The organism is Oxalicibacterium flavum, from assembly GCF_014635065.1.
Classification (GTDB): Bacteria; Pseudomonadota; Gammaproteobacteria; order Burkholderiales; family Burkholderiaceae_D; genus Oxalicibacterium; species Oxalicibacterium flavum.
The window spans coordinates 729,033-751,676 of record NZ_BMCG01000001.1; the positions used below are offsets into that span (position 1 = coordinate 729,033).

Genomic DNA, 22,644 nt, shown 5'->3' on the forward strand with positions numbered 1-22,644 from the left:
TGCAGTAACGACAGGGCGCGTCCTTCGAGAGGCGCCCTTTTTATTTCCTCGCCTCGATCGCGAATTCTTGCAAAGCGGCGCGAGCGAATGTCGCAACCACCCGGTGCAATACGCCCGTTTTGACCGGGCAAAAGAAAACCCGCCGCAGCGGGTTTATCTGATTCTCCTGGCCGGCTGTTGCCGACAGAAGCACTTGCTTAGTGTGCAGCGCGCTGCTGCGTGCTCGCCGGCGCGCTGTTCTGCACCAGTGGCGAATGCATGAATGCCTGGATTTCCGGGCTCTTGGAGTAATCGGCAGGTTCGGTCTTGTAGGTCATGGCGTACGCCGCTTCGGCAGCGCTTTGCTCGACGCCGCTTTGTACCAGAGCCGCGATCCAGCGGTCTTTCCAGTATTGTGCACTCATTGCTTCCTCTTCCTTTTCACGATGACGGGATGTCGGATTTCCGATCGGACCAGCCCTCTTCTAGGGAACATTGTCGCGCTGCCGTCAATGAACAGATCGGCAGCAAACCGGTAATCACAAACTTTTCAACCGAAAATTATAGCGTGCAATGGCGACAAAAGCCCTGGTTTTGCATGATTTGCAAGCCGAGTGCCCCATCCGGCTCGCTGCGGCCATGTTCAGGCCAGCAGGCGCACGGTGAATTCGGTGCCCTTGCCCGGCTCGCTGGCAACCGTGATGGTGCCGCCGTAGCGCGCCACCAGCGTGTAGCTGATCGACAGACCCAGGCCCGTGCCCTGCTGGCGCTTGGTGGTGAAGAAGGCGTCGAAGATGCGCGCCTGGTCTTCCTTGCGGATGCCGGCACCAGTGTCGCGTACGGCGATGGTGATGCCGCTCTTGCCGTCCTCGTTCCAGTCGGCGGTGCGGATGGTCAGCCTGCCGCCGTCCTTCATCGCATGGATCGCGTTGGTGAAGAGATTGATGAGTACCTGCTGCAGTTCGCCGGCGTTGAACGGGATCGGATTGCCGGCACCCTTGTCATGCGTCACGGCAATGCCGTTCTGGTTGAGAAGATGGCGCACCAGCACCAGCGAATCGGCGACCACGTCATCGACATGGATGGTATCCACATAGCCGGCGAAGTCTTCGGGACTGGCAAACTGCAGCAGCTTGGAGACGATGGTATTGATGCGGTAGATCTGCTGATCCATCAGCTGCAGTTCGCCGGCCACCGGCGCCGCATGCGCGCCGAGTGCGTCGCGCAGCACGTCGAGATTGCCTTGCAGGACCGCGATCGGGTTGTTGATCTCGTGCGCGACACCGGCTGTGATCTCGCCGATGGACGCGAGCTTCTCGGCCAGTACCAGCTGCTTCTGCGTCTGCTGCAGCAGGGCGTTAGCCCTCTCGAGTTCCGCGGTGCGCTCCATGACCTTGCGGTCGAGCTGGTCGCCCCACGCCTTGAGCTCGGCATTCTGCGCGGCGATGGTGTCGAGCAGTTCATCCAGGTGCAGCGACAGCTTGCCGATCTCGTCGCCCAGCACGGCGCTGCCGGTGCGCGCATGCAGGTCGCCCTGCTGCACTGCCGTCATGGTGCGGTTCATGCCGGCCAGCGGCAGATAGATGCCGCGTGCCACGCGCAGCGAGAAGAACACGCCGACGATGCAGATGCCGCCGAACAGCGCCGCCAGCAACAGGATCACGGCCTGGCGCGCGGCGCGGAACGGCGCTTCCAGATAGCCGACGTAGAGCATGCCGATGCGCTCGCCGAAGCTGTCGGCAATCGGTTCGTAGGCCGAGATGTACCAGTCGTGCACGACGAAGGCGCGGTCCAGCCAGGTGCGGCCTTCGCCGAGCACGTGGTTGCGCACGATCTGTGAGGCGCGCGTGCCGAGCGCGCGCTGCTCGCCGAACAGACGCACGTTGGTGGCGATGCGCATGTCGTCGATGAACAGCGTGGCGGTGCCGTCGCTGCCGGCCGGCAGCGAACCCGGCGCATAGACGAGACTGTTCATGGTATCGACGAAGCCGAGATTCTGGTTCAGCAGCACGCCGCCTTCGAGCACGCCGAGCAGACGACCATTGGCATCGCGCACCGGCGTGGCGGAATGGATCACCATGCCGCTGTCGATGACGGTCTTGGTCGTCGGCTCGGCATTGTCGGTCGGGACCAGTTCGATGTGCGCGCGCTGTGCGAGGCTGTGGTCGATGGCCTTGAGCTGGATGCCCGAGTACAGGTCGATGTCGGTCTGCGCGCGCCCCTGCAGGGCAGACGCCACCACCGGCCAGAATGCGTGATCGGCGAGCATGCCGCCTTCGCCCGGATGCGAGCTGGCCTGCACCGTCCCGCGCGCGTCCAGCAGGTTCAGAAAGTCGAGATTCAGTTCTGCCTGCTTGCGCTGCAGCAGTTGCTGCAGGCTTTGCCGATCGCCGCCGTCGATGGTGACGACCAGCGCATGCGCGTCGCCGAGGCTGGCGACGTCCGAACCCACACGCTCCTGCACGTGATTGAAGTATTCGTGCGCCACCGCAAGGTCGCTGCTGACCTTGAACGTCAGCAGGCGGTCGTAGTAGGCCAGGCCCCAGTAGAAGATCAGAAAGAACAGGATCGGCAGCACGGTGAGAAAGGGCACCAGCGCCACCAGCAGCAGCTTGGTGCGCACCGAGGCATTGCGCAGCGGGCGCCATGCGCGCCACGCCTGCCACGCAGGAACGTGATCAGCCGACATGACCATGCACCGTCACACGCCCCATTCCGCGCACTTGCGCTCCAGGGTCTTGCGCGACACGCCAAGCCGGCGCGCCGCTTCGCTCTTGTTGTTGTCGCTCTCGGCAAGCACCTTGAGGATGTGGCGTTTCTCGACGGCTTCGAGCGAGATGTCGCCGTCTTCGCCCGTCTGCGCGCTGGTGTCCTGCATGGCGGGAATGCTGCCGAGGATCAGCCAGCGCTCGACCAGGTTACGCAGTTCGCGCACGTTGCCGGGCCAGCCGTAGGCCTGCATCGAGGCCAGCAGTGCCGCGTCCGGCTGCTGCGGCGCGACGCCGAGTTGCGGCGCGAGCTGGCGCACGAAGCTCGCGACCAGCGCCGGGATGTCCTCGCGGCGGTCGCGCAGCGGCGGCATCTTGAGTTCCACCACGTTGAGGCGATAGTAGAGATCGGCGCGGAAGCTGCCGTCGGCAATCGCTTCCTCGAGGTTGCGATTGGTGGCGGCGATCACGCGCACGTCGACCGGAATCTCGCGTTCGGCGCCGACCGGACGGATGCGCCTTTCCTCGAGCACGCGCAGCAGCTTGACCTGCATGGTTGGCGGCAGTTCGCCGATCTCGTCGAGGAACAGGGTGCCGCCCTGCGCGTAGAAGAACAGTCCTTCGCGCGACGAAGCGGCACCGCTGAAGGCGCCTTTGACATGACCGAACAGTTCGCTCTCGATGATGTCGGGCGCCACCGCGCCGCAGTTGATCGGCACGAAGTGGTTGTGCGAACGGTTGCTCAGCGTGTGCATGGCGCGCGCCGCGATCTCCTTGCCGGTGCCGGATTCGCCGGTGATCAGCACCGTGGTCGGCACTGCCGCCAGGCGCGTGATGGCCTGGCGGATCGGCTGCAGCGCGGCGGAGTCGCCGACCATGCCGTCGATGCCGGTGTCGCCATGTGTTTCACGCTCGCGACGCAGCACGAAATTCTCGCGGCGCAGATGGGCGCGGTCGAAGCAGCGGCCGATGGCGGTCAGGATCTGGTTGACGCGGAACGGCTTGAGCAGAAAGTCCGAGGCGCCGGCACGCAACGCGCGGATCGCGGTGTCGAGATCAGCAAAGGCCGTCATCAGGATCACGTCGTTGTGAAAACCGCTGTCGCGCAGTTCCTGCAGCCAATCGACACCGTACTTGCCGGGCAGCGCGTTGTCGAGAATGATCAGGTCGTAGGGCCGCTGACCCAGCAGCAGGATTGCTTCCTCGACCGAACCGGCCAGATCGACATGGCCGCAGCGCACGCTCAGGGTCTTGTGCAGGAAGCTCCGTATTCCCGGCTCGTCATCGACGATCAGGATGGAGCGCGCCTGCCAGCCGCCGAATGCCTCGGTATAGGGTTCGTCCCGCTCGGGCGGAGAAGGGGTGGGCATGTTCATGGCGCGGGAACGCGGATACGCATCATGGAAGTCGCTGGACTGTCATGTTCGCACAAAAGAAAGAGGGGCATATGCCCCTCTTTTTGCGACAGGTGACTACCTGTCAGGAGAACAGTGCCATCGCCTTTTGCAAGGTGGACCAGACGCCCCACGACAGCGGCACGCCGACGAACAGCCAGAACAGCACGACTGCGAATGCGGGAGTGCGCGATACGGTTTCCTGGGCGTCATGTTGCATGGTGGTGGTATTCATGTGTGTCTCCTTGGTTGATCAGCGGGCGCCGGCGGGCTGCATGCCGCCGACGGATACGGATGGGGAAGGCGCAGCCGGCTTGACGGCATCTTCCTGCATGTAATGTTTGGCGTTGACCGGACGGATCGCCAGATTGCACAGGAAGCCGATCAGCAGCAAGCCGGCCATGATGTACATCGTCACGGTGTAGGCGTCGCCGGCCGGCACGCCCTGGCCGATCTGGTATTCGCGGATGTAGTTGACCAGCACCGGACCCAGCACGCCGGCCGTGGCCCAGGCCGTCAGCACACGACCGTGAATGCCGCCGACGTACTTGGTGCCGAACAGGTCGGCCAGGTAGGCCGGCAGGGTCGAGAAGCCACCGCCGTACATGCTGATGACCAGCGCATAGAAGGCGACGAACAGACCGATGCTGCCGATGTGTCCCATGTAGGGCACGGCGGCATACAGGGCGGCGCCGACCACGAAGAAGATGAAGTAGGTCATCTTGCGGCCGATGTAGTCCGAGGCCGACGACCAGAACAGGCGGCCGCCCATGTTGAACAGGCTCAGCAGGCCGACGAAGCCGGCGGCAGCAGCCGGCGTCACCGCGCCCTTGAAGGTTTCCTGGATCATCAGCGACGCCTGACTCAGCACGCCGATGCCGGCGGTCACGTTCAGACACAGCACGATCCACAGCAGATAGAACTGCGGCGTCTTCATGGCCTGGTCGATGTGCACGTTGGCCTTGGTGATCAGCTTGTTCTGCACGGCCGGCGGCGTCCAGCCTTCCGGCTTCCAGTCGGCGGCCGGAATGCGGATGCTGAAGGCACCGATCATCATCGAGATGAAATAGATGACGCCCATGATGACGAAGGTTTCGATCACGCCGACCGAGGTGGCCGACTTGAAGTGGTCCATCAAAAAGACGGCCAGCGGTGCGCCGATCATCGCACCGCCGCCGAAACCCATGATGGCCAGACCGGTGGCCAGACCGCGACGGTCCGGAAACCACTTGATCAGGGTCGAGACCGGCGAGACATAGCCAAGACCGAGACCAATGCCGCTCAGCACGCCATAGCCCAGATAGACCAGCCAGATCTGGTGCAGATGCACGCCGAGCGCGGCGACGAGGAAACCGCCGCCGAAACAGCAGGCGGCGACGAACATGGTCAGGCGCGGGCCGACCTTTTCCAGCCACTTACCGCCGAAAGCGGCCGACAGGCCGAGGAAGAAGATCGCGATGCTGAAGATCCAGCCCAGCGTGGTGAGCTTCCAGTCATCGGGCGCCGGGCTGTCGACGCCGATGACCTTGGACAAGGGACCGTTGAACACACTGAAGGCATAGGCCTGGCCGATGCACAGATGCACCGCCAGCGCCGACGGCGGCACCATCCAGCGGTTGAAGCCGGGGCGAGCGACGCTGTTTTCTTTCGCTAGGAAGCCGAACATGGATATCTCCTGAAGTCGGTTCACGACGTCTTGCGTCATGACGTTTTAAAGCGATGCATGGCTGCATCGTCGTTATCGAATTGAGCCGGCCCGATTGCCGGTGGGGTCTTTAACGCAATCGATGTGCCAGTTATGACAAAACGGTTAAATGCTTGATATATATGGATTTTCTATTTCAGATATTCAGCAGCGGCGGGACAAATTGACGCGAACGACGGACAAAATGTCCCGCCACCCGGAAGAAGGGAACCGCAGCCGGTAGCGCGGAAACCACACACGCCCACAATTTCGCTATGTAGTTCAAATATATAACGCTTATACTCTCGCCTTTTCGCCAATCGCTATTGCCTTTTGGATATAGCGATCGAGGTCAACACCGCAACAGAGAAAAGGGAGTGAAATGAAGAACACGCTGTCCCGCACCGCCATTGCCGCATCGCTGATGCTGGCATTCGGTGCCGTCCATGCCGCCGAGTCGGAATCCAACGTCTTCACGCTGGGAGAAATCCAGGTTGCCGGCAGCAACAACGCCGTGCCTGCCACCGGCGGCACCAAGGTCACGCGCGAGGACCTCGACGACTTCAACCGCGAAACCGTGGTCGATGCGCTCAATCTGATGTCCGGCATCACCACCACTGGCGGCGGACAGCGCAACGAACGCATGGTCTATGTGCGCGGCTTCGACAGCCGGCAGGTGCCGGTCTTCATCGACGGCATTCCCGTCTACATTCCCTATGACGGCAACGTCGATCTGGCGCGCTTCACGACCTACGACCTCGCATCGATCGAAGTCGCCAAGGGCTTCAGTTCGGTACTGTACGGCTCCAACACCATTGGCGGCGCCATCAATCTGGTGACGCGACGTCCGGTCAAGGCCTTCGAAGGCAACGTCGGCGTCGGCGTGCGCAGCAACGACAAGTTCGACGGCAATGGCACCAGCACCCACGTCAATCTCGGCACCAACCAGGGCATGTGGTATGCGCAGCTTGGCCTGTCGTATCTGGACCGCGACAGCTACACCCTGTCGCGCGATTTCATTCCCGTACCCGATCAACCGGACAGGGAACGTCGCAATACCTACAACACGGACAAGAAGATCAATATCAAGGTCGGCCTGACGCCCAACGCGACCGATGAATACTCGATCAATTACATCAACCAGAAAGGCGAGAAAGGCAGCGCTCCTTATGCAGGCACAGAGAATGTCACCGCCCGCTACTGGCAATGGCCGGCATGGGACAAGGAAAGTCTCTACTTCATTTCCAACACGGCCATTGGAGATGTCTCCTATCTCAAGGTCCGCGCCTACTACGACAAGTTCAAGAATCGCCTGAGCTCCTTCGACGATGCGACCTATTCGACCGTAACCAAAGGCTATGCATTTCACAGCTTCTACGACGACCATACCTATGGCGGTAGCGTGGAATACGGCACCAAACTGTCGGACGCGAATACGCTGAAAGTCGCCCTGCATCTGAAAGAAGACGTTCACAAGGAACACAACCTGGGTGAACCGGAGCAGCGCTCCGAAGACCGTACGACGTCCATCAGCATCGAGGACACCCATCGCCTGACGGAAAAGCTCGACCTGATCGTGGGCGCCAGCTACGACAAGCGCAAGGAAAAAGGCGCTCAGAAGTACGACAAGACCCGCGGCCTGTACGACTTCCCGGTGAAGGATTCGTCCGCATTCAATCCGCAGGCCGGGTTGATCTATCACACGTCGGAAACCGGCAACGCGTATTTCACCATCGCCCGCAAATCGCGCTTCCCAACCATCAAGCAACGCTACTCCGGCGGGCTGGGAACGGCGATTCCCAATCCCGATCTCAACGTCGAGCGTGCCGTCAACTATCAGTTGGGCTTCTCCGAAAAACTGAACCCGAAAGTTCGTGTCGATGCCGCGATCTTCTACAGCGACATCACCGACATGATGCAATCGAATGAAGTGCCGGGAACGGTTTGCGACAAGGGAAATCTCTGCACCCAGATGCAGAACGTGGGCAAGGTCTCGAGCAAGGGCATCGAGCTTGGCGTCACTGCAGCCGTTACCAATACGCTGGAACTCGGCGGCAACTACACCTATCTCGACCGGAAGAACAAGTCCGATTCGAAATTCCTGACCGATGTGCCCGCGCACAAGCTGTTCACCTACGCCAGATGGGCAGCCACGCCGAGCCTGAACGTCATCGGCAATGCGGAATACAACTCCAAGCGTTACACCAACGACAGCGGCACGCGCATCGCGGGCGCCTACACGCTGGTCAACGCAAAACTCAGCTACACGCTGCAGAAAGATGTGACGCTGGAAGCCGGCGTCAACAATCTGTTTGACCGCAATTACGCCTATACCGAAGGCTATTATGAAGAAGGCCGCAACTTCTTCGCCAACCTGAACTACCGCTTCTAGGCAGGAACGCTTCATGATTCGCGCACCGCATTCTCTTCATCGACGGCTTGTTTCCTTTCTCTCCGCAGCAGCACTGGCGTTATGCGCGCTGCATGCCGCAGCGGCGGAGACGACGACCCGCAAGGTCGTCGTCATGACCAGCTATCCTGAAGAAGTGGTGTCGCGTTTCGAAGCGGCGTTCGAAAAAGCGCATCCAGGCATGCGCGTGGAAATCAACTGGCGCCGCTCGGGCGATGCGACGACCTGGCTGCAGAACAATCCGGGCCATACCGACGTGTATTGGACGCCCGCGCAGCGCGGCTTTGCGATGCTCGCCAGGAGTGGCGCATTCAAGCCGCTGCCGGTCGACATGACGGGCCTGCCCAACAAGGTCGGAGGCTTTCCGATCTCCGATCCCGACCTGCTTTACGTCGCCACCGAGATCGCCGGCTTCGGCTTTGCCGTCAACACGCAACGCCTGCAGGACAAACATCTGCCGCTGCCCGCGCAGTGGACCGACCTGACCGATCCACGCTGGCAGGACGAACTGATTTTTCCGGTGCCGAGCAAGGTCGGCTTCGCACCGCCGCTGATCGAAATCCTGGCGCAGGGCTATGGCTGGGAGACAGGCTGGGCGCTGCTGCAGCGTATCGCCAGCAACGCGCAGCTGCTGGGCGAAGGCGGTCCCGGTATTGCAGAGGAAGTCGCCAGCGGCCGTGCCGGCCTTGGCGTCTCCATCGATTTCTTCATCAATTCGGCCATCGCCAACGGTGCGCCGATCTCCTTTATCCATCCGGGCGTGACCGGCTATTCGCCAGCACACGTCGCCGTGTTCAAGGACGCGCCCAATCCCGAAGGCGCACAGGCCTTCGCACAGTATGTGCTTTCCGAAGAAGGACAGAAAATCCTGTTCCATCCCGATATCCGCAAGCTGCCGGTGCGGCCCTCGGTCTATGCCGACAGGCCGGCCGGCTACTACGATCCGTTCGCAGCAGCCAAGGCCATGCCCTTCACCTTCGACACCGAGCGCGCCCTGCGACGCCAGGGCGTGAACAATGCGCTGTTCGATGTCATGGTGACCGAACAGCATGAACGCCTGCGCGATACGCTGGCGGCACTGGCCAAGGCGGAGCAGGCAGCCGGCAGCAACCACGCCCTGCAGGCAAAACTCGACCGCGCACGCAAACTGGTCACGCAGTTGCCGATCAACGAAAAGCAGGCCGACGATCTGGCCGGACGCTTCGTTTCAAATTTCGAGATCGATGCCACGCCGGACGCCAATGCCACCCTGCTGCGCGCCTGGTCCGACAAGGTCACCGCCAATCGCCGGCAAGCCGTGGAAATTGCCCGGCAGGTGATCGCCGCAACCCAAGGGAGAAGCAGCCGTTGAAATGGCGACGCCCGATCGCGAGCCTGCTTGCCGCGATTGCCATGCTGGGCCTGAGCGGCGCCGATTCGACTGACACGCGCCTCCTGAGCGCCGGTAGCTCAACGGTGTTCGACAGCACGCGCAACGCGTACTCGCTGCCGAGTCCGGCCATGGACGAGGACAACGCCAACGCCTTCGCGCGCGGGCGCACGATGTTTCGACAATCATGGGTGATCGCGCCGGCCAATGACCGCGCGGCCGGACTGGGACCACTGTTCAACCGCATCTCGTGCATCGCCTGCCATGCGCGCAACGGCAAGGGTCAGGCGCCCGAAGGACCAAATGGCACCATGCAGGCCATGCTGCTGCGCCTGAGCGTGCCCGGCATCAATGCGCACGGCGGACCGAAGCCGCACCCGGCCTACGGCGACCAGTTCAACGAGCGCGGCATCCCCGGCGTGCCCGGCGAAGGCATCGGCTACCTGCTGTACGAGGAACATGTCGAAACCTTTGCCGACGGCACGCAACTGATGCTGCGCAAGCCCTCGGTGCATTTCAAGGAACTCGCTTACGGCGCGCTCGGCGACGACATCATGGTCTCGCCGCGCATTGGTCCCGCCGTCTATGGCCTCGGTCTGCTCGAGGCGATTTCCGACGAGACCCTGCTCGCCTTGCAGGCGCAATCCAAACCCGATGGCATACGCGGCCGCGTCAACATCGTGTGGGACACCATCGATCGGAAGGAATCGATCGGCCGCTTCGGCATGAAGGCCAACGTGGCGACATTGACGGAGCAGGTGGCAAACGCCTTCAACGGCGACCTCGGCATCACCACGCCCGCCACGCCGCATGAGAACTGTACTGCCGTGCAGACCGCGTGCCAGAAGGCGCCGTCCGGTCACGCCTCCGAATTCGAGCCAACCGAACTGTCGCAGGGCGATCTGTTCGCCACAGTCTTCTATCACCGCACGCTGGCCGTTCCGGCGCGGCGCGACGTCGACGACCGCCAGGTCCTGCGCGGAGAGCAGCTCTTCGCCCAGGCGCGCTGCACGAGCTGCCACATTCCGGAACTGCGCACGCGCAAGGATGCTGTGCTGCCGTCGCTGTCCAACCAGTTGATCCGTCCCTACACCGACCTGCTGCTGCACGACATGGGAGAGGAACTGGCCGACGGTCGTCCCGACTATCGCGCCAGCGGCCGCGAATGGCGCACGCCGCCGCTGTGGGGCATCGGCCTCGCGCAAAAGGTCAATCCGGATGCCGGTTTCCTGCACGACGGCCGCGCCCGCACGCTGCTCGAAGCCGTGATGTGGCATGGCGGCGAAGCGGCCGTCTCGCGCGAGGCAGTGCGCGCCATGTCGGTCGAGGACCGGGCGGCGCTGGTGCGGTTTCTGGAATCGCTGTGATGCATTGGGCCGCATGAGGATAACCCCGGTAATCCCGCCGGGCCGGGCCGCATCTGCATGTCCATGCCATACGCATGACGGGAAATGACGCATCAGGCAACCCGGTTGGCGTGTTGTTGACTTTCGGCGGAGGATTTCCGGTTCGCAATGACGTGATCGTCCGCTGAATTCGCTTTCGTTTGGCGCGCGTGCGTGCAACACTGTGCCTTATTGCTGACAAGGAAAGCGCATCATGGCCAAGAAGGAAGAACTCGACCCGGAAACCAAGGCCATCCTCGACTGGTGCATCGAAGTCGAACACTGCCTGGTAAAAGCCGGCGCCACGCGGGCAGAAGCGCAGGATCATATCGAGGAACAGATCGAATGGTTCACCGACCTGTTCTATGAAGGGCTGACGCCCGAGGAAGCGGCCAAGGAAGCGCTGGCCTGAAAGACCTCCACCCGCTCAGAACACCAGACGTTCGTCCGGATGCTGCAATGCCGAACGCAGATGCTCGCCCGAGCGACGAATGGCATCGTCGATGGCGAACTTCACCACGCGCAGCGCCTTCCTTTCCGCCTCGTAGGCGGAAGGCGCGCTACCTTCGACCACGCCCTGGATGGGCTCCGGATTGTCCGTCTGCCAGATGCGATAGGCGCCGTTCCACTCGCCAAAGGCGAAGCCCCACGTCTGTTCCAGCGCGGATACTGAAATCCGGTATCCCTTGTATTCGATCAAGGACACGATTCCTCCTCACTCGTTCTGTCCGATGCTTCAACAATGCACGTGGCACGCCGCCACCGTTATTCAAATAAAGATATAACGATGGCCGGCGAGAGGCAAGAAAAACCCGCGTCTGCGCGGGCTTTTTGTTTTCCGATGTTGCAGAAACGCGAGTCAGGCCTTGGACGGTTTCGCTGATTTTCCCCCGGCCTGTTCGGCGTCGCTCCGGTCGGCCAGCAGTTTGCTGAAAACGGAAAAGTCGCTGACGATGGCCTCAGCCGCCTTGCGTTCCATGGCGCGGTAATGCTCGACCACACCGCGGCCGAAATCGGTGACGATCGCACCGCCGCCGCCGGCGCCGCCGGTGGCTGTCACTACCAATGGCTCGATGAAGGCGGCGTTGGTGGATTCGATCAGCAGCCATGCGCGCCGGTAGGACATCTTCATCTCGCGGCCGGCGGCCGAGATCGAGCCGGTGCGCGCGATCGCGTCGATCAGGTCGGCGCGGCCCGGTCCCATGGCGGTCATCTCGCCCATCAGGATGCGGACGCGCGGAACGCGGCGGACAGGCGGGCGGGGCGGTTTCTTGGGCATGGCGATCTTCCGGTAAGCGAGGCATCTATTTTCGCCTACTTTCCGTCCGGGAAAAAGCCGTGCGCAATCCGCCAGGTGCCTCGCGCACCAGTCGTACCGACGCCGACCTGCAGGCCTGCACCTCGCTTTCCTTGGTGTGATGCCAGAGCGGCACCAGCGGAGGATTGAGTTCGGGGAAATAACCAACCATCAATCGTCATGTGCACCGCGTCGATGCACACACGATCGCTCGGCGTGTCACCAGTACAGCGGATATTTCTTCTTGCGCACGAAGTTGTTGTAGATCAGCGCGACCAACACCAGCAGCACGGCGCCGCACAAGGTCGGGAACAGCAGGAAGCTCCAGCCGGGCATGCCGAGAAAGACGATGACCGGGTTGGAGCCAGCCGGCGGATGCACGGTACGCGTCAGCATCATGATCGCGATCGCGGTGCCGACAGCCAACGCCAGCGACCACCAGTGCGGGCCGAACGCATACAGATAGACGAGGCCGGTCAGGCTGCTCAGGAAATGGCCGGCGATCACATTGCGCGGCTGTGCCAGCGACGTGTCCGGCAATGCAAAGACGATGACGCACGACGCGCCGAAGGAACCGAGGATCAGGATCGCCTGCGTGAAGTCGGCGACCAGTGCAATGGTGGCGATCGCGCAGAAGCCACCGAGGCCGGCGAGCAGAATGGTGGTCAGCGGTGCGCGCGGCGGCACCGGCATGTCGCTTTCGAAGAATTTGCTGTTGTTGTTCGACATTGGAAGAATGGATTGAATCGGCCTTGCGCAACACGCAGGGACAAGAAAAAAACCGGCGCACAGGCGTGCGCCGGTATCAAAAGGTCCCGTTCACCAGACCGGACCGGCCATCCATGAACGGGGTGAGACAACAGGGATTACTGTTTGACGGCCTTGAACTTGGCTGCTTCTTCCGAACCGCCGGTGGCGTTACCGTCGCTGTAGGAGTGAGCACCCACGCCTGCCAGCTTGCCGCCCTGGACGATCAGGTATTCGTCGCGGATCGGACGACCTTCGAAGTAGCACTCGAGGATCTCGCGGGTACCTGCTGCGTAACGCGCTTGCGCGGTCAGGCTGGTGCCGGAGATGTGCGGGGTCATGCCGTGGTGCGGCATGGTGCGCCATGGGTGATCGGCCGGTGCCGGTTGCGGGAACCAGACGTCGCCTGCGTAGCCGGCCAGCTGACCGCTTTCGAGTGCGCGCACGATGGCATCACGGTCACACAGCTTGCCGCGTGCGGTGTTGATGATGTACGAACCACGCTTGAAGTATTTCAGCGTTTCGTCGTTGATCATGTGTTCGGTTTCCGGGTGCAGCGGGCAGTTCAGCGTGACCACATCGACAGCGGAAGCAAGGCTCTTCAGCGTGCTGTGATAGGTCAGGTTCAGTTCCTTCTCGACCGATTCAGGCAGACGGTGACGATCCATGTAGTGCAGCTTGACGTCGAAAGGCTTCAGCAGGCGCAGCACGCGCAGGCCGATACGGCCGGCAGCGACGGTACCGACACTCATCGCTTCCAGATCGTAGGAACGCGAGACGCAGTCGGCGATGTTCCAGCCGCCCTTGACGACCCAGTTGTACGACGGGATGTAGTTACGCACCTGCGACAGGATCATCATCACGACGTGCTCGGCCACCGAGTGGCTGTTGCAGTAGGTGACTTCGGCGACGGTGATGTTGTGCTTGTTGGCGGCTTGCAGATCGGTGTGATCGGAACCGATGCCGGCCGTCACGATCATCTTCAGCTTCTTGGCGCGGGCGATACGCTCGGCCGTCATGTAGGCAGGCCAGAACGGTTGCGAGATGATGATCTCGGCGTCAACCAGTTCCTTGTCCAGCACACTGTCGGCGCCGTCCTTGCTCGAGGTCACGACCAGCGTGTGGCCGTTCGATTCGAGGTATTTGCGCAGGCCGAGTTCGCCCGACACGCTGCCCAGCAAGTGACCAGGCGTGAAGTCGATGGCCTTGGGCGTCGGCAGGGTCTGACCATCAGGATAGATGGAAGGTTGCGCAACTTCGTCGCGCGCGTAGGTTTTTGGGTAACCGGTAACGGGATCGTCGTACAGGACGCAAAGGACTTTAGCCATGATGCTTCTTCTCCAGGATAGATGAGTGCAATGAGTTGCTACAGCGAATCGAAAATTGCGGGCGTTTGCTGAATTTTCTTTTTCTTCTGCACACCGACACTGGGGAATCAGTGCGGCGGAATCATCTTAGGAAAGGAAGCAGGCAGGGTCTAATCGTTTGATGTGATGGGTTGATAGGTTCCCGTTATGTACGCATCGAAGCGCGCCTGCAGATCGATCTGCGCGGCAATGTTTCTGGTCGCGGTCACCACCGGCGAACAAGGATCGTGCGCCAGCGAGATCAGGCCGATCGAACGGCTCAGCTCGGGCACCAGCGGGATCGCCACCATGTCGTCGCGCAATTCGTAGAGGCACAGCAGACTGTGCGGCACCACGCTGAACAAACCCGCATGACGCACGTGGGAATAAACAGCAAAGGTCGAATCGGTTTCGGTCACCACGTTGGGTTGCGCATCGGCACCGCGAAAACCCGCGTCGACGATGCGGCGATTCTGCATGGGTGCGGCAAGCAGGCACAACGGTAGTTCGGCTGCTTCCTTCCAGCCGATCTCGGTCTTGCCGCCGAGCGCGGCGCGATCACGCGCCAGCAACATGTAGCGCTCCTGGTAAAGCGGCTGCACATGAAAGCCGTTCAGCCGCTGGTCTTCCAGATAGGTCATGCCGACGTCGAGTTCGAAGGCATCGAGCCGACGCATGATCTCCTCGGTACTCAGCGACAGCACGAGTTGCCGCAGTTCGGGATGGCGCGTGCGGCAGGCGCCCGTCAGCAGCGACACGATCGGCATGGTGGTCGGGATCGCGCCGAGCCGCAGCGTACCGCTCAGCTTGTCGAGCGACATCGAGGCTTCCTGCTTCAAGCCCTCGAGCGCGGCCAATGTCTGGCGTGCCCAATCGAGGATGCGCTCGCCTTCGGGTGTGAAGCCCTGAAAGCGCTGGCCGCGCTGTACGATCGCCACGCCGAGTTCGTTTTCGAGATTGCGCACGGCGGCGGACAACGCCGGCTGCGAGACGCAGCAGACTTCGGCGGCGCGCGCAAAGTGTTTTTCGCGCGCGAGGGTGACGAGGTAATCGAGTTGACGTACGAACATCGTGGCAATCCGCTTGGTGGTTGAAGGGCTGACGACGGCTGGCGGGCGCTGGCCTTCTCATGGTAGTCGCTTCTATCCGGGTTTTCCGAATGTCCATGGCGCGAGTAGGGAAGTCGGCCAGCCAGACGGGAAAGAGGCAACCCATCTATAAAATGAGCATCCGAGCCTGTTTTCGATATGTCGTTTAAAGTTATATCGTGTATCATAGCATTATCGATGGCAACTTTTGGACGCATGCCGGGCAGGCTTTTTTGCAACTTCATCCAAAAGAGACCGACATGAGCAAGGCATCGTCACCCATCAAGCTGGAAGGTTTGTCCAAGGCACGCGGCAAGCGCTGGGACCATCTCGAACTGCTGGAGCGCATCGACGCATCCGGTTCGATCTCGGCAGCGGCCACGGCCATGGGCATGAGTTACAAGGCCGCCTGGCAGGCGGTGGAATCGGTCAACAACCTGTCGCACGAACCGCTGGTGATCCGCCAGCCCGGCGGCAGCAGCGGCGGCGGCACCAGCCTGACCGAATACGGCAGGCGCGTGGTGGCGACCTACCGGCGGCTCGAACAGGAATGGGCGGCCGTGCCGGAAGCGGTCGGCCGCATGATGGACGATTTCGACCTTTACTACAGAATGAACAGGAGATTCGACATGCAGACCAGCGCGCGCAACCAGTTCCTGGGCACGGTCAAGGCCGTCAAGATCGGCGCGGTCAATGCCGAGGTCGTGGTCGATATCGGCAACGGCGCCGAGCTGGCCGCCATCATCACCAACGACAGCGTCGAGCACCTGGGGCTGGAGGCCGGCAGCGAGGTGCATGCGCTGGTCAAGGCGCAATGGATCATCCTGGCCGTCGACACCGGCTTCAAGACCAGCGCGCGCAACGCGCTCGCCGGCACCGTAGTGCGCTGTCAGGAAGGCGCGGTCAATGCCGAGGTTGTGATCGAACTGCCGGGCGGCAAGACCATCGCCGCCATCATCACCAACGAAAGCGTCAAGACGCTCGGCCTCAAGGTCGGCGGCAAGGCCACGGCGCTGATCAAGGCATCGCACATCATTCTTGCGGTGCCGTCCTGAGGATTTTTCAACTCGTCTCTTCCATCACCATGAAAACTTTTTCCAAGTCTTTGCTCGTCGGCCTGCTGGCCATCGGTTTTTCGTCGGCTGCTTCCGCTGAAGAAATTCAGGTTGCCGTTGCAGCCAACTTCACGGCACCGATGAAAGCCATCGCCGCCAACTTCGAGAAGGAAACCGGCCACAAGGTCACGCCGTCGTTCGGCTCCACCGGCAAGTTCTACGCGCAGATCCAGAACGGCGCGCCGTTCGACGTATTCCTGGCTGCCGATGACGAAACCCCGGCCAAGCTGGAAAAGGAAAACGGCATCAAGGCCGGTTCGCGTTTTACCTACGCCACCGGCAAGCTCGTGCTGTGGTCCGCGCAGGAAGGCTACGTGGACGACAAGGGCGAGATCCTGAAGAAGAACACCTTCTCCAAGCTCGCCCTGGCACAACCCAAGCTGGCACCTTACGGCCTGGCAGCAGAAGAAACCATGAAGAAGCTGGGCCTGTACGACACGCTGTCGCCGAAGTTCGTGCTCGGCGAAAGCATCGGCCAGACCTTCACCTTCATCAGCACCGGCAATGCGCAGCTCGGCTTCGTCGCGCTGTCGCAAGTCTATGAAGACGGCAAGCTCAAGAGCGGTTCCGCATGGATCGTGCCGGGCAACCTGCACAACCCGATCCGCCAGGATGCCGTTATCCTGACCAAGGGCAAGGACAACAAGGCTGCCGCCGAATTCACCAAGTACCTGCAGTCCGAACCGGCCAAGGCCCTGATCCGCACCTTCGGTTATGACGTTTAAAAAAGAGAGTTGTGATGTTCACCGATGAAAACATCGGTGCGATTGTCCTAACCATCAAGCTCGCCAGCCTCACCACGCTGATCCTGTTGCTGATCGGCACGCCGATCGCGTGGTGGCTGGCGCGCACCCGATCGTGGCTCAAGGGCCCGGTCGGCGCCATAGTCGCACTGCCCATCGTTCTGCCTCCCACCGTCATCGGCTTCTACCTGCTGGTGACGCTGGGTCCCAACGGCCCCGTCGGCCAGTTCACGCAATCCCTCGGCCTGGGCACGCTGCCCTTCAGCTTCGCGGGACTGGTGGTCGGCTCCGTGTTCTATTCCATGCCGTTCGTCGTGCAGCCGATCCAGAACGCCTTCGAAGCCATGGGCGACCGCCCGCTCGAAGTCGCCGCCACGCTGCGCGCCTCGCCGCTTGATACCTTCTTCAACGTCACGCTGCCGCTGGCCAAGCCCGGCTACCTGACCGCCATCGTGATCGGTTTTGCACACACGGTCGGCGAGTTCGGCGTGATCCTCATGATCGGCGGCAACATACCGAACGTGACGCGCACCATCTCGGTCCAGATTTATGATCATGTGGAAGCACTCGAATATGCGCAGGCCCACGTGCTCGCCGGCGGCATGGTGGCATTCTCGCTGCTGGTGCTAATGACACTCTATCTTCTTAACCCGACAGGCAAGCGCAAATGAACGATATCCAGGCGAGATTCCACATTCGCTACGGCGTGTTCGCGCTCGACTTCGACCAGACGATTCCGGGCCACGGCATCACGGCGCTGTTCGGACCTTCGGGTTCCGGCAAGACCACCATCCTGCGTGCCCTGACCGGCATCGAACGCTTCAAGGGCGCTTACCTGTCGGTCAACGGCCAGCTGTGGCAGGACGACGACCAGCATGTCTTCCTGCCGACCCACAAGCGGCCTCTTGGCTATGTGTTCCAGGAAGCCAGCCTGTTCGCGCATCTGAACGTCCGCCGCAATCTCGAGTTCGGCATGCGCCGCGTGCCGGAGAGCGAACGTCGCGTCTCGCTCGACCAGGCGGTGCAGCTGCTCGACATCGGTCATCTGATGGAACGCAAGTCGGATCGCCTGTCGGGCGGCGAGCGCCAGCGCGTCGCGATTGCGCGCGCGCTGGCCACCAGCCCGCGCCTGCTGCTGATGGACGAGCCGCTGGCCGCGCTCGATCCGCGCCGCAAGGAAGAGATCATGCCCTACCTGCAGCGCCTGCACGACGAGCTCGACATTCCGGTGGTCTATGTCAGCCACTCGCCGGACGAAGTGGCGCGCTTGGCCGATCACCTGATCCTGCTCGAGAATGGCAAGGTCATCGCCAGCGGCAATACCGCCGAACTGCTGACACGGCTCGATCTGCACGTTGCGCATGGCGACGCGGCCAGCGCACTGGTCACCGCCACCGTCGCCGCGCACGATCCGGACTTTCATCTGACACAGGCTGAATTCAGCGGCGGCAAACTGCAGCTGCCGCAGCAGCAAGCACAGATCGGGCAGCAGGTACGCATCCGCATCCAGGCGCGCGACGTCAGTCTGACGCTGGCGCCACAGGAAGGCAGCAGCGTGCTCAACAGCGTGCCGGCGGTGGTGACGGAACTGGCCGAGGAATCGGCCGGGCAGGTGATGGTCGGACTCGATGCGAACGGCACGCGCCTGCTGTCGCGCATCACGCGCAAGTCGGCCAGCGTCATGCAGCTGGCACCGGGCGCGCGCGTCTATGCGCAGATCAAGGGCATTGCCATTCTTAAATAGGCAGGACGCTCAGTTCGCCACCTTGCCGAGATCGAAGGCTTCCGAAAGGCGCAGAATCTTGCCGGTATCGCTCGAGTCGTAACCCGCAAGTTGGTCGATCGCGTGGCGGAAATCATCCGACTGCACGACCTTGATGACGAGCTCGATCAGCGGGTCTTCCATCATCGCAATCGGCAGCGCCATGAAATAGCGTTCCTTCATCAATGGAATGAAATCGAGGTTGAAGCGATCGGCGGCGGTCTGCACGCCAACGCCGACGTCGGCCATGCCGCTGGCGATGTAGGCGGCCACCGCCGAATGCGTGAACTCGTTGCTTGGATAACCCTCGATGTCGTTGGGCGAGATGTTGGCGCCCGCCAGCATCAGTTCCAGCAGCATGCGCGTGCCGGAACCGACCTGTCGGTTCACGAAACGCACGCCTTTGCGTGTCAGGTCCTGCAAGCCGCGGATATTCTTCGGATTGCCGGGCGAGACGCACAAACCCTGGGTGCGCACCGCCAAGTGCACGAGACAATGGTCGCGCTGGTTCAGCCATTGCGTATAGCGCTCGACCGCCTTCGCCTCGAATTCGCCGAGCGGCACATGGAAGCCGGCCAGATCGCATTCGCGCCGCGACAGCGCCGCCACCGCATCGGTACTGTTGCGGTAGCGCAGATCGACCGGCAGGCCGGCCTCGGTCAATTGCTTCAACAAGGCATCGACCGCAAAACCGTGACTCGCATCCAGTCTTAATAGATGGGTTTTGCCGACCACGGTCTTGCCGATCTCGTTTTCGAGTTCCGATGCCAGGCTGTCGAGCATGGGAGAAAGACGCGCGCGGATGCGGCGGTCGGCCCAGATCAGCTTTTCCGCCAGCGGCGTCAGTGTCGTGCCGCGGCCGCGGTCGGTATTCAGCAATGCCGTGCCGAACAACTGCTCGACCTTGCGCAGCATGCCCCACGCATAACGATAGGAGAGGCCGACCGAGCGGGCGGCGTTGGAAATCGAACCGCTGCGTTGAATCGCCGTCAGTAATTGAAGAAGGACGGCCGTATCGACCGTATCGTTCGCATCATGGGTCACTTCCCAGTGCGGATTGATGATGACTTTGAACATCCGGGGAAGCGTCCTAGAATGAATCAACCCCTCGAAGGACCTTGGAATGGGGTTTCATATGCACGGGGAAACATATAGTTGTGGCGTTTACGCCGAGTTTACCAATATGAATGAAAAAGCATATTGAATTACCATACTGGCAGTGATACCTTTCGCGTGTTGCAAGGCGTACCCCAGCAAACTATATGCTCTAAACAGCATATAGACAAGAAATTTTACAAGGAAACAGTATGGTCTCGTTGGATTTCACGACCGTATGGCAGGCAGCAGCGCCATCTGAGTCGCACGGAGGAGTGTAATAGTATGAGCACCCAAGCCACCTTTGATATGGCAGCCATTGAATCGATTATCGCGCAACGCAAATCGATGCCTGGTGCCCTGCTGCCGATTCTTCACGACATTCAGAACGCCATCGGTTATATTCCGCCGAGCGCCGTGCCTGCGATTGCAGAAGGCGTCAACGTCTCGCGCGCGGAAGTCCATGGCGTCATCACCTATTACCACTTCTTCCGCCAGCATCCGGCCGGCAAGCACGTGGTACAGATCTGCCGCGCCGAAGCCTGCCAGGCACGCGGCTGCGAAGATCTGGCTTCGCACGCCAAGGAACTGCTGGGCTGCGATTTCCACGGCACCACCGACGACAACAACTTCTCGCTGGAAACCGTCTACTGCCTCGGCCAATGCGCCAGCGGCCCTGCCGTGCAGATCGATGACGACCTGTACGCACGCGTTTCCAAGGAAAAATTCAATCGCCTGATCCAGGCCAAGCGAGGTGTCCAATGACCTTTACCGTATTTGTTCCGCGCGACTCGACCGCGCTGGCGCTCGGCGCCAATGAGACGGCCGAAGCCATCGCCAAGGAAGCCAAGGCCCGCGGCATCGATATCAAGCTCGTGCGCAACGGTTCGCGCGGCATGTTCTGGCTCGAGCCGCTGGTCGAAGTCGCGACCGACGCCGGCCGCATCGGCTTTGGTCCGATCGAAGCCGACGAAGTCGCTGCCCTGTTCGACGCCGATTTCCTCAATGGCGGCAAGCACGACAAGGCACTCGGCCTGGTCGAGGAAATCCCGTACCTGAAAAAGCAGGAACGCCTGCAGTTCGTGCGCGTCGGCATCACCGACCCGGTCTCGCTGGAAGACTACCTGGCGCATGAAGGCTATGTCGGCCTGAAGAAAGCCATCACCATGGAACCGGCTGCCATCGTGCAGGAAGTCACCGATTCCGGCCTGCGTGGCCGCGGCGGTGCAGCGTTCCCGACCGGCATCAAGTGGAAGACCGTGCTGGGCGCCCAAGCCGACCAGAAATACATCGCCTGCAACGCCGACGAAGGCGACTCGGGCACCTTCTCCGACCGCATGGTCATGGAAGACGATCCGTTCATGCTGATCGAAGGCATGACGATCGCCGGTCTGGCTGTCGGCGCGACCGAAGGCTATATCTATGTGCGTTCCGAATATCCGCACTCGATCGCCAACCTGAACGAAGCCATCGAGAACGCCAAGGCTGGCGGCTATCTGGGCGAGAACATCCTCGGTTCCGGCCGCACCTTCAACCTGCAGGTGCGCAAGGCTGCCGGCGCCTACGTCTGCGGCGAAGAAACCGCGATGCTGGAAAGTATCGAAGGCAAGCGCGGCATGGTCCGCGCCAAACCGCCGCTTCCGGCGCTGGTCGGCCTGTTCGGCAAACCGACGGTCATCAACAACGTCATTTCGCTGTCTGCGGTACCATTGATCCTGTCGCGTGGCGCAGAGTTCTACAAGAACTACGGCATGGGCCGTTCGCGCGGCACGCTGCCGATGCAGATCGCCGGCAACGTCAAGTACGGCGGCCTTGTCGAAAAGGCTTTCGGCGTCACCTTGAGGGAACTGCTGTACGATTTTGGCGGAGGTTCGGAGTCGGGTCGTCCGATCCGTGCCGTGCAGGTTGGCGGCCCGCTGGGTGCCTACATGCCAGAATCGCTGTTCGACACGCCGTTCGACTACGAAGCCTTTGCTGCCGTCGATTCGACGGTCGGCCACGGTGGACTGGTTGCCTTTGACGATACCGTCGATATGGCAAAGCAGGCACGTTACGCCATGCATTTCTGCAAGGCTGAATCGTGCGGCAAATGCACCCCGTGCCGGATCGGCTCGACACGTGGTGTGGAGGTGATGGACAAGATCATTGCTAACCAGAATCGTCCACAGCAGATCCGTCTGCTGCGTGATTTGTGCGATGTGATGGTCACGGGATCGCTGTGTGCGATGGGCAACATGACGCCATTCCCGGTGTTGTCGGCCCTGAACCACTTCCCTGAAGACTTCGGCGATCAACCACTGGCAACCGCAGCATAAAGCTGAGAGAGACTGGAGCGAAAAATGAACTTACTCAATGGCATTGACTACGGTACGCCCAAGAGCGAATCCGAAAACATGGTCACCCTGGAAATCGACGGCGTCACCGTGACCGTGCCGCAAGGCACTTCCGTCATGCGTGCAGCCGCCGAGTACGGCATCAATGTGCCCAAACTCTGCGCCACCGACAGCCTCGAAGCCTTCGGT

General features: G+C 61.5%; 22 protein-coding genes. 11 read left to right on the forward strand and 11 right to left on the reverse strand.

The window, feature by feature from the left end; translation table 11 throughout:
- Positions 1-197: 197 nt before the first annotated feature.
- From IEV38_RS03425 to IEV38_RS03445, 5 genes are all read right to left on the reverse strand, one after another.
- Positions 198-404, reverse strand: a complete 207-nt coding sequence (locus IEV38_RS03425) for a hypothetical protein (protein ID WP_188394738.1) — start codon at positions 402-404, stop codon at positions 198-200.
- 218 nt (positions 405-622) lie between these two features.
- A complete protein-coding gene (locus IEV38_RS03430; RefSeq protein WP_188394739.1) occupies positions 623-2,668 on the reverse strand; it encodes a sensor histidine kinase in 2,046 nt (681 codons plus the stop codon).
- 12 nt (positions 2,669-2,680) lie between these two features.
- Positions 2,681-4,063 (reverse strand): sigma-54-dependent transcriptional regulator, encoded by a 1,383-nt coding sequence (locus IEV38_RS03435; protein ID WP_188394740.1) that lies wholly within the window; start codon positions 4,061-4,063, stop codon positions 2,681-2,683.
- 103 nt (positions 4,064-4,166) lie between these two features.
- Complete coding sequence (locus IEV38_RS03440) at positions 4,167-4,316, reverse strand: MFS transporter small subunit (RefSeq protein WP_229728527.1); 150 nt, start codon at positions 4,314-4,316, stop codon at positions 4,167-4,169.
- Between the two features lie 18 nt (positions 4,317-4,334).
- Positions 4,335-5,747 (reverse strand): L-lactate MFS transporter, encoded by a 1,413-nt coding sequence (locus IEV38_RS03445; protein ID WP_188394741.1) that lies wholly within the window; start codon positions 5,745-5,747, stop codon positions 4,335-4,337.
- A 400-nt stretch (positions 5,748-6,147) separates the two neighbouring features.
- Here IEV38_RS03445 and IEV38_RS03450 point away from each other — a divergent pair, with 400 nt between their 5' ends.
- The 4 genes from IEV38_RS03450 to IEV38_RS03465 all read left to right on the forward strand — a co-directional run bounded on the left by IEV38_RS03450 (position 6,148) and on the right by IEV38_RS03465 (position 11,341).
- A complete protein-coding gene (locus IEV38_RS03450) occupies positions 6,148-8,157 on the forward strand; it encodes a TonB-dependent receptor plug domain-containing protein (RefSeq protein WP_188394742.1) in 2,010 nt (669 codons plus the stop codon).
- 133 nt (positions 8,158-8,290) lie between these two features.
- On the forward strand, positions 8,291-9,526 hold the full coding sequence (locus IEV38_RS03455; protein ID WP_229728535.1) for an ABC transporter substrate-binding protein: 1,236 nt from the start codon (positions 8,291-8,293) through the stop codon (positions 9,524-9,526).
- Positions 9,523-10,911 (forward strand): di-heme oxidoreductase family protein, encoded by a 1,389-nt coding sequence (locus IEV38_RS03460; RefSeq protein ID WP_229728537.1) that lies wholly within the window; start codon positions 9,523-9,525, stop codon positions 10,909-10,911. The genes IEV38_RS03455 and IEV38_RS03460 overlap by 4 nt, the downstream gene beginning before the upstream one ends.
- 232 nt (positions 10,912-11,143) lie before the next feature.
- Positions 11,144-11,341 (forward strand): hypothetical protein, encoded by a 198-nt coding sequence (locus tag IEV38_RS03465; protein ID WP_188394744.1) that lies wholly within the window; start codon positions 11,144-11,146, stop codon positions 11,339-11,341.
- A gap of 15 nt (positions 11,342-11,356) precedes the next feature.
- Here the strand turns inward: IEV38_RS03465 and IEV38_RS03470 are convergent, their stop codons facing one another.
- The 5 genes from IEV38_RS03470 to IEV38_RS03490 form a co-directional block, all read right to left on the reverse strand.
- The gene (locus IEV38_RS03470) at positions 11,357-11,635 is read right to left on the reverse strand and encodes a hypothetical protein (protein ID WP_188394745.1); all 279 of its coding nucleotides are present in this window, start codon (positions 11,633-11,635) and stop codon (positions 11,357-11,359) included.
- 153 nt (positions 11,636-11,788) lie between these two features.
- On the reverse strand, positions 11,789-12,208 hold the full coding sequence (locus tag IEV38_RS03475) for a winged helix-turn-helix domain-containing protein (RefSeq protein ID WP_188394746.1): 420 nt from the start codon (positions 12,206-12,208) through the stop codon (positions 11,789-11,791).
- 237 nt (positions 12,209-12,445) lie between these two features.
- Positions 12,446-12,955 carry an HPP family protein gene (locus IEV38_RS03480; protein WP_188394747.1) on the reverse strand — a complete coding sequence of 170 codons (510 nt, stop codon included), beginning with the start codon at positions 12,953-12,955 and terminating at the stop codon, positions 12,446-12,448.
- A gap of 137 nt (positions 12,956-13,092) precedes the next feature.
- Positions 13,093-14,301: an NAD-dependent formate dehydrogenase gene (locus IEV38_RS03485; protein ID WP_188394748.1), complete on the reverse strand. Its 1,209-nt coding sequence runs from the start codon at positions 14,299-14,301 to the stop codon at positions 13,093-13,095.
- 149 nt (positions 14,302-14,450) lie between these two features.
- A complete protein-coding gene (locus IEV38_RS03490; protein WP_188394749.1) occupies positions 14,451-15,389 on the reverse strand; it encodes a LysR family transcriptional regulator in 939 nt (312 codons plus the stop codon).
- Positions 15,390-15,667: 278 nt separating this feature from the next.
- On the opposite strand from IEV38_RS03490, the gene IEV38_RS03495 reads away from it, so the two are divergent.
- The 4 genes from IEV38_RS03495 to modC are packed head-to-tail and all read left to right on the forward strand — an operon-like array spanning position 15,668 to position 19,009.
- Complete coding sequence (locus IEV38_RS03495; RefSeq protein ID WP_188394750.1) at positions 15,668-16,462, forward strand: TOBE domain-containing protein; 795 nt, start codon at positions 15,668-15,670, stop codon at positions 16,460-16,462.
- Between the two features lie 29 nt (positions 16,463-16,491).
- Complete coding sequence (gene modA, locus IEV38_RS03500) at positions 16,492-17,247, forward strand: molybdate ABC transporter substrate-binding protein (protein WP_188394751.1); 756 nt, start codon at positions 16,492-16,494, stop codon at positions 17,245-17,247.
- Positions 17,248-17,261: 14 nt separating this feature from the next.
- Complete coding sequence (gene modB, locus IEV38_RS03505) at positions 17,262-17,936, forward strand: molybdate ABC transporter permease subunit (protein WP_188394752.1); 675 nt, start codon at positions 17,262-17,264, stop codon at positions 17,934-17,936.
- Positions 17,933-19,009 (forward strand): molybdenum ABC transporter ATP-binding protein, encoded by a 1,077-nt coding sequence (gene modC, locus IEV38_RS03510; RefSeq protein WP_188394753.1) that lies wholly within the window; start codon positions 17,933-17,935, stop codon positions 19,007-19,009. The genes modB and modC overlap by 4 nt, the downstream gene beginning before the upstream one ends.
- A 9-nt stretch (positions 19,010-19,018) precedes the next feature.
- Here the strand turns inward: modC and IEV38_RS03515 are convergent, their stop codons facing one another.
- The gene (locus tag IEV38_RS03515) at positions 19,019-20,104 is read right to left on the reverse strand and encodes a substrate-binding domain-containing protein (protein ID WP_188394754.1); all 1,086 of its coding nucleotides are present in this window, start codon (positions 20,102-20,104) and stop codon (positions 19,019-19,021) included.
- A gap of 303 nt (positions 20,105-20,407) precedes the next feature.
- Here IEV38_RS03515 and IEV38_RS03520 point away from each other — a divergent pair, with 303 nt between their 5' ends.
- The 3 genes from IEV38_RS03520 to IEV38_RS03530 all read left to right on the forward strand — a co-directional run.
- Positions 20,408-20,887 (forward strand): formate dehydrogenase subunit gamma, encoded by a 480-nt coding sequence (locus IEV38_RS03520; RefSeq protein ID WP_188394755.1) that lies wholly within the window; start codon positions 20,408-20,410, stop codon positions 20,885-20,887.
- A complete protein-coding gene (locus tag IEV38_RS03525) occupies positions 20,884-22,437 on the forward strand; it encodes a formate dehydrogenase beta subunit (RefSeq protein WP_188394756.1) in 1,554 nt (517 codons plus the stop codon). The genes IEV38_RS03520 and IEV38_RS03525 overlap by 4 nt, the downstream gene beginning before the upstream one ends.
- 24 nt (positions 22,438-22,461) lie before the next feature.
- Positions 22,462-22,644: 2Fe-2S iron-sulfur cluster-binding protein (locus tag IEV38_RS03530; protein ID WP_188394757.1), on the forward strand; the 183-nt coding region annotated here is incomplete at its 3' end.